The following is a 2,906-nucleotide window of genomic DNA, read 5'->3' as shown; positions in this document are numbered from 1 at the left end:
CAGAAGAAGAATCCGGTGACCGATGTCGAGCTGAAGGCTGAATACGACAAATTTGCCGAAGCCAATGGCGGCAAGGAGTACAAGGCCCGCCACATCCTGGTCGAAAAGGAAGCCGAGGCCAAAGAGATCATTGCCAGCCTGAAAAAGGGCGGCAAGTTCGATGACATCGCCAAGAAGAAGTCCAAGGATCCCGGATCCGGTGCCAAGGGCGGCGACCTGGACTGGGCCAACCCTTCCAGCTATGTGCCTGAATTCACCGAGGCACTGGTCAAGCTCAACAAGGGCCAGACCACCGATACCCCGGTGAAAACCCAGTTCGGTTACCACGTCATTCGTGTGGACGACATCCGCACGGCCCAGCTCCCGTCCTTCGAGGAAGTGAAGCCGCAGATCGCTCAGCAAATGCAGCAGCAAAAGCTGGCGGCGTTCCAGGAAGAACTGCGCAAAAAAGCCAAGGTCGAGTAAGCGGCACATCGCTGCGAGCGCCCTGCCCGCCTTGTCTTCCTGAAAAAGCAGCCTTTTGGCTGCTTTTTTCTTGAGGCTCACCGATCAGGACGGATTACGTGAATTGCCGGTTGACGAAGGTACTGGCGGCCGTTCCAATGGCTCACATTCCTCCAGAGGCTCGATGCGCAAGCGCCTTGCTTTTCCTCATCTCTTTCCCCACAGTCGAGGCGCACATGACCGAGCCCAATCCTCTTTCCGGCCCCAGTCTTCCCCAACCCGTGCAGGATGCCTTGCAACGCGGCAACCTGGTTGAAGCCATCCAGCTGATGCGCGCCGGCACCGGCCTGGGCCTGAAGGAAACCAAGGACGCGCTGGAAGCCTATATGCGCGGCGAGCCGCCGGTCACCGGCTTCGCGCCCAACGCCTTGCCCGCCGGCGCGCCCCTGCCCGCGCAGGTGCAAGAGGCGCTGGACCAAGGCAACAAAATAGAGGCGGTACGGCGCTTGCGAGGCCTGACGGGCATGGGGCTCAAGGAAGCCAAGGATGCGGTGGAAGCCGGGGGAATCGGACCGGGTACGGGCGCTGGCGAGGGATCTGGCCCGAGCGAAGGACAATCCCCGGGCCAGGTGAGCAACTCAAACGGCTTGTGGTGGTGGCTTGCCGCACTGGCCGTGCTGGCGCTGGCTGGTTTCGCGCTGCTGGGTTGTGTCTCTGCGCCGCCGGCTCCTGCCGCCGAACTGGCGCCGTCCGGCAAGCTCAGGGCTGCCATCAATTTCGGCAACCCCATACTGGCGGCTCGCATGCCGGACGGTTCACCGCGCGGCGTCTCGGTGGATCTGTCCAACGAACTCGGCAAGCGCCTGGGCGTACCGGTGCAGCTGGTGACCTTCACATCGGCCGGCAAGGTGGTCGAAGCGGTCAGGGATGTGCAGGTTGACATCGCCTTTGTCGCGATAGACCCGGTGCGCGGCGCAGACATGTTGCAGACGCCGCCCTACGTGATCATCGAGGGCGCGTACCTGGTGCGCATGGACTCGCCGATACAACGCAATGAAGAGGTGGACCAGGTGGCCAACCGCGTCGTGGTCGGCAACGGCAGTGCCTACGATCTCTATCTGACCCGTGAACTGAAAGCGGCCAGGCTGGTGAAGGCCCCCACCTCCCCGGCGGTGACCGATGTGATGGTCGCGCAGAACATCGAGGTGGCGGCCGGCGTCAAGCAGCAGTTGGAGGCTGACGCTAAACGCATAACGGGCGTGCGTTTGCTACCGGGGCGCTTCATGGTGATCAACCAGGCTATGGGCCTGCCCAAGGGGCGCGAGGCCGGTGCGCGCTACCTGGCGGCGTTTGTCGAAGAGATGAAGGCTTCGGGATTTGTGGCCACAGCGTTGGCGCGCCACGGCATTGAGGGCGCGGCAGTCGCCCCGCCCTCTACCCGCTAACGCCAAAGACTCATCCCACCCACTTGCGCGCGTTGTGCCAGAGGCTCATCCACGGGCTGCGTTCGCTGGCGCCGCCCGAAGTCCAGCTCTTCTGGATGTTGCGGAACACGCGCTCGGGATGCGGCATCATCGCCGTGAAGCGGCCGTCAGCCGTGGTCACGGCGGTGAGGCCGCCGGCGCTGCCGTTGGGGTTGGCCGGATAAGCTTCGGTCGGCTTGCCATCGTTGTCGGTAAAGCGCATAGCGGCAATCGCCTTGGAGGCATCGCCCCGGAAGGCGAAATTGGCATAGCCCTCGCCATGCGCGACGGCGATCGGCAGGCGGCTGCCGGCCATGCCCTGCAGGAAGATGCTGGGGGACTCCAGCACCTCGACCATGCTCAGGCGTGCTTCAAAGCGCTCGCTGCGGTTGGTGGTAAAGCGCGGCCAGGCCTCGGCGCCCGGGATGATGTCGGCCAGTTCGGCAAACATCTGGCAGCCGTTGCACACGCCCAAACCAAAGGTGTCCTGGCGCGCAAAGAACGCCTTGAACTCTTCGGACAGCACCGGGTTGAAGGTGACTGAGCGCGCCCAGCCGATGCCAGCCCCCAGCGTGTCGCCATAGCTGAAGCCGCCGCAGGCCACGATGCCCTTGAAGTCGGCCAGCCTGGCGCGACCGGTTTGAAGGTCAGTCATATGCACGTCGCAGGCTTCAAAGCCGGCTTCGGTGAAGACGTAAGCCATTTCCACATGCGAATTGACGCCCTGCTCGCGCAGCACCGCCACGCGTGGCCGCGCCGACAGGTTGAGCGCGGGCGCCGACAGCACTTTGACTGGATCAAACGTCAGTTGCACATGCAGGCCCGGGTCGGCGGGGTTGCCGGTGGTCGCGTGTTCAGTATTGGCGCAATCGGGGTTGTCGCGCTGCTGGCAAATCTTCCAGCTGATCGAATCCCAGACCTGGTGCAAGTCTTGCAGCTTGGCCGAGAACACGGCCTTGGTGTCGCGCCAGACCTGGATCTCGCGCCAGACCTGGATCT

Annotated in this window: 3 protein-coding genes and 1 pseudogene; 3 read left to right on the top strand and 1 reads right to left on the bottom strand. The window is 63.6% G+C overall.

Going from position 1 to position 2,906, the window contains the following annotated elements; all coding sequences use genetic code 11:
• The 3 genes and pseudogenes from AC1D1X_RS19685 to AC1D1X_RS19675 all read left to right on the top strand — a co-directional run.
• Nucleotides 1-465, top strand: a 465-nt coding sequence (locus tag AC1D1X_RS19685; RefSeq protein ID WP_477698954.1) for a peptidylprolyl isomerase, incomplete at its 5' end; no start/stop codon positions are given.
• A 137-nt stretch (nucleotides 466-602) separates the two neighbouring features.
• Nucleotides 603-992 (top strand): annotated as a pseudogene (locus AC1D1X_RS19680) (hypothetical protein); the annotation flags it as partial.
• Between the two features lie 150 nt (nucleotides 993-1,142).
• On the top strand, nucleotides 1,143-1,889 hold the full coding sequence (locus AC1D1X_RS19675) for an ABC transporter substrate-binding protein (protein ID WP_477669625.1): 747 nt from the start codon (nucleotides 1,143-1,145) through the stop codon (nucleotides 1,887-1,889).
• Nucleotides 1,890-1,899: 10 nt separating this feature from the next.
• Here AC1D1X_RS19675 and AC1D1X_RS19670 read toward each other — a convergent pair.
• On the bottom strand, nucleotides 1,900-2,906 hold a 1,007-nt coding region (locus tag AC1D1X_RS19670; RefSeq protein WP_477698953.1), incomplete at its 5' end, for a phosphoribosylformylglycinamidine synthase subunit PurQ.

This window comes from Polaromonas sp. P1_G4, assembly GCF_056405475.1.
The sequence above is the reverse complement of the archived record's forward strand: the minus strand, read 5'-3'. Positions and strand labels throughout refer to the sequence as shown.